The sequence below is a fragment of the Serratia sp. CoH_134_PS_4 genome (assembly GCF_058190535.1).
The window spans coordinates 1-3,230 of record NZ_JBXWKI010000035.1 but is presented as its reverse complement, the minus strand read 5'-3'; the positions used below and the strand labels follow the sequence as shown (position 1 = coordinate 3,230).

The window sequence follows — 3,230 nt, the reverse complement described above, 5'->3', positions numbered from 1 at the left end:
CATTCTGTTCAGTCCTTATTTTCTGCACTGCTTAGCGGCGCTCAGCATGTTGTCCATAAAACGCGAGGGTACATAGCCGTACTGCTGGTTCATTTTCTCCAGTTCTCCGTGGGTATATTTCGTCTTCAGCTCTTCCCAGATACAGCCGCAGACCGCGGTTGTCCCGCCACCGGACTTACAGCCCCGGATAAACTCACGTTCGTTTTTGTCACCACAGCCGCTCAGGGCCAGCGCTGACAGCAGCGTGACGGCCAGTAATACGCTCCTGGAAGCCATCGTCATTTTTAATTGCCTGTTAATCATTGTGTGAATAGTCCATTCGTTAAAACGCCTCTGCTCAGAGGTTGTCTGATTGCGCCACGCCTTCCTGTTCAAGTGCATGGCTGATGTTGTTCACCACCGTATCCGGGTCGAGCCGGATTTCCGCCAGATGCTTACCCGTCTCAGGTGTTCCCTTGTAAACGTCCAGGGACGCGAACGGTCTGCCTTCATCGTTTGTCCCGGCAGATACCTGGTATGAGGTATTACCGTTCCGGACCGTGAATTCCTGCAGACTGATTACCTGATTGCTCTGGTATGCATACGTGGTGGTGTTTGCCGGTACGGTAATGTCCATTTCCTTATGTTCTGCGCCGGTCTTACCGAATGAGTACGATACCGACGGGGAGATGATGCAAATTTCAACCTCCTTTTTATGGTTAGCGGTCTGCGCATAGAAGACGGGTTTGCCGCAGCGCTGGTGGTGTGCCTGTATAAGTGCGTCGGGTGTAGCGGCATTTACGGCCGAAAGCGATGCCAGCATCATTCCTGCGCTCAGCAACAGGGCTTTACCGTGTTTCATGTTTTAACTCCTTTTGGTCTGGTGTGAGGTTCGGGAGAATGCTCCCGGAAGGTATGAATGACGTTGCTGATAAAGTGAAAATGCGGAAGAGCGTTGATAAAGTCCTCCATGGCGATTAGTGCATTAGTCTCGTTGCGATGTCTGAAATGCTGCTCTGAAAGCGAGACGGAGATAATCTCGTGAAGCGAGAAAACGTGAATGGCTCCCTGCCGGCAGGCCACTAGAAACCAGCATGCCTGTGAGAAAATCAGCCGGTAGGGCTCGAGGTGGTCGTGACGGATGCCCTTAACCAGCAGGCTGACCATCCGGTGGTGGTAAATCGCCTCAGCAAGCCGCTGAAAGCAGTCCGGGAGGATCCCCGCAGGCTGATGTACATGACCTATCAGACACGGCGATGTGCCGTTTTCATCCATCAACAGCTGCATTAACTGACGGCTCTGTGAGGGAATGAGGCGGGCTATTCCGGTGTTGCGGGCAAACGCCAGCGCACCAGGAGTATGATCACGCATCGGATTTGTCCGTAACCGCCAGCAGCCGTTATCGCCGGTCAGATCCAGATGAAGCAGACGCTGAGAAAAATCCCGGCGCAGGGTGCGTTCAGATACGCCAAATTCACCGGACAGCGCTTTCAGTGAAAGAGATTCACCGGCAAGAAGCCGGCTGATAATAACTGACAGCCTGAGGGCCAGCCTGTCGTGTCGGTACGCAGAGTCCGTCGCGCGCATATACCCTCCGTGAATGGAAAATACTGAGATAACTCATGCGGTTATTATGCAGGATAGGGTGGACAGGTTATGACCAGTGATGAGAGCGAGCGGCAGAAAAGATGAAATTTTTTTCCCACGTTAACTGACTGAATATACGTGGATAATTTCACATTGTTCAGTGAGTGAGCTGCAGGTGGTCATACCCTGTCATAAAGCCGGTCAGCAGGACGCGTTGTCAGGGCTGAAGGTGGCTGTAGTATGGCGTTTTATTAATCTCGATCTGAGCAAACGCAGTAAGAGGCGAAACAGAATGACGAGGGCACAACGTACGCTTTGGATCTCTTTCTCTGGCCAGCCTGCGCGCCGGCAGTAATCCAGGATCCGGGTTACAATCTGTCTCCGGATATAGCGCAGCAGCATGCGCAACAGGAGCCGTGTCAGCTTCCTGAGTATCATTTTCCACCTCCTCAAAAAAGTAAGTGCCACAGCGCAGAAGCAGCATTCACAATGCCGTCGCGGATTGTTCCCAGCGCTTCACGGACCGGCTTTGGCAGCGGAATGGCATCCACTATCCGGCTGAACAGCTCACCCAGCAGATCGCCAAAATCCTGTCGGGCGGTACTCTCTGCCTCCGCAGATCGGTGCTCTTCCCTGACCTGACGAAACACGCCGCTGCTGGCTTCCGGTGGCAGGGCAAATATCATGGTTTCAACCAGACGGGCCAGGTTGTAGCCGGTTTTTGCTGACACTGCGTGCACCGGATAAGGACAGGAAAACTGCCGTGAGATGGCTGCGCTTCGGGCGGTCAGCGTCAGCAACTGGCCGGTGGAGGGCTGACGCGCTTCTCTGTCCCATTCCAGCGAGGGTTCCGCCTTGTCGGCCTGGTTAATGACGAAGACAATGCTGCCTGGTGAGACACCGCACTTGAGCAGGAACCGGTGAAATGCTTCATCGGTCGCGCAGGCCCGGTCATCCGCTTTCATCACCCAGAGAATAAGATCCAGCGTCGGTAGCTGCTCTTTATACAGCTGCCGGTATTCACGGTCATAGTCCAGAGATTCGCCTGCACCGGGCAAATCGACCAGCGTCATGCGGCGCCCGCCGATATCGAGCGTGAAGCGAAGCGGTTCGCGGGTACAACCCTGGACATCGCTGACCGGACTAAGGGGCTGCTGAAAGAGGGCATTGCAGAGCGAACTTTTGCCACTCCCTGTTTTACCCATGATGCCGATGACTGGCTCATAATGGATATGCTGGCGGATGCGGTTCAGTATTGTGCGGGAGAGTGTTTCGGGCAGGAGAGACAGCTGTTGCTTCAGGGTATCAAGACCCTGTTCGGTTTTATCGGACACATTAACCTCCGTGAGTGAAATAATAAAATGGCAGCATTTCTGCTGCCGTTCTCACCCTGGTAATATAGGTCTGAAATTTTTTTGAATGTAATTTTTTAGGGAGGTGAACTGTTCCTGTTGAAAGGACAGTTTAGGGTATGACAGAGCAGGTTCAATAGACCCGTTATTATGCTGGCTATTATATGTGACAGGAGTGCTAACTTGAGAGTAAAAACAAGCAGTTATCTGATGTGAAAATACGGTTTTTAAGTGTTTCCTTCTTCTATTGTATTTTCTTATAAAAATACGTTAATGCTTGTCGGGTTGGTAATATATTAATATAGATACACT

The 3,230-nt window shown here is 52.1% G+C and carries 4 protein-coding genes; all 4 read right to left on the bottom strand.

Annotated elements, in window-relative coordinates:
• Positions 1-15: 15 nt before the first annotated feature.
• Positions 16-282, bottom strand: coding sequence for a hypothetical protein (locus AC2FCQ_RS24555; protein ID WP_080342192.1), 267 nt, complete (start codon positions 280-282; stop codon positions 16-18).
• 55 nt (positions 283-337) lie between these two features.
• Positions 338-841, bottom strand: a complete 504-nt coding sequence (locus tag AC2FCQ_RS24550; RefSeq protein ID WP_231854913.1) for a hypothetical protein — start codon at positions 839-841, stop codon at positions 338-340.
• Positions 838-1,566: a helix-turn-helix transcriptional regulator gene (locus tag AC2FCQ_RS24545; protein ID WP_046051746.1), complete on the bottom strand. Its 729-nt coding sequence runs from the start codon at positions 1,564-1,566 to the stop codon at positions 838-840. Before AC2FCQ_RS24545 ends, AC2FCQ_RS24550 begins: the two co-directional genes overlap by 4 nt.
• Positions 1,567-2,015: 449 nt before the next feature.
• On the bottom strand, positions 2,016-2,900 hold the full coding sequence (locus tag AC2FCQ_RS24540; RefSeq protein ID WP_046051745.1) for a GTPase family protein: 885 nt from the start codon (positions 2,898-2,900) through the stop codon (positions 2,016-2,018).
• Positions 2,901-3,230 lie beyond the last annotated feature (330 nt).

Excerpts from the sequence above, each read along its gene's own strand:
- AC2FCQ_RS24555 (WP_080342192.1), bottom strand. The coding sequence starts at position 282 with ATGACGATGGCTTCCAGGAGCGTATTACTGGCCGTCACGCTGCTGTCA.
- AC2FCQ_RS24550 (WP_231854913.1), bottom strand. The coding sequence starts at position 841 with ATGAAACACGGTAAAGCCCTGTTGCTGAGCGCAGGAATGATGCTGGCA.
- AC2FCQ_RS24545 (WP_046051746.1), bottom strand. The coding sequence starts at position 1,566 with ATGCGCGCGACGGACTCTGCGTACCGACACGACAGGCTGGCCCTCAGG.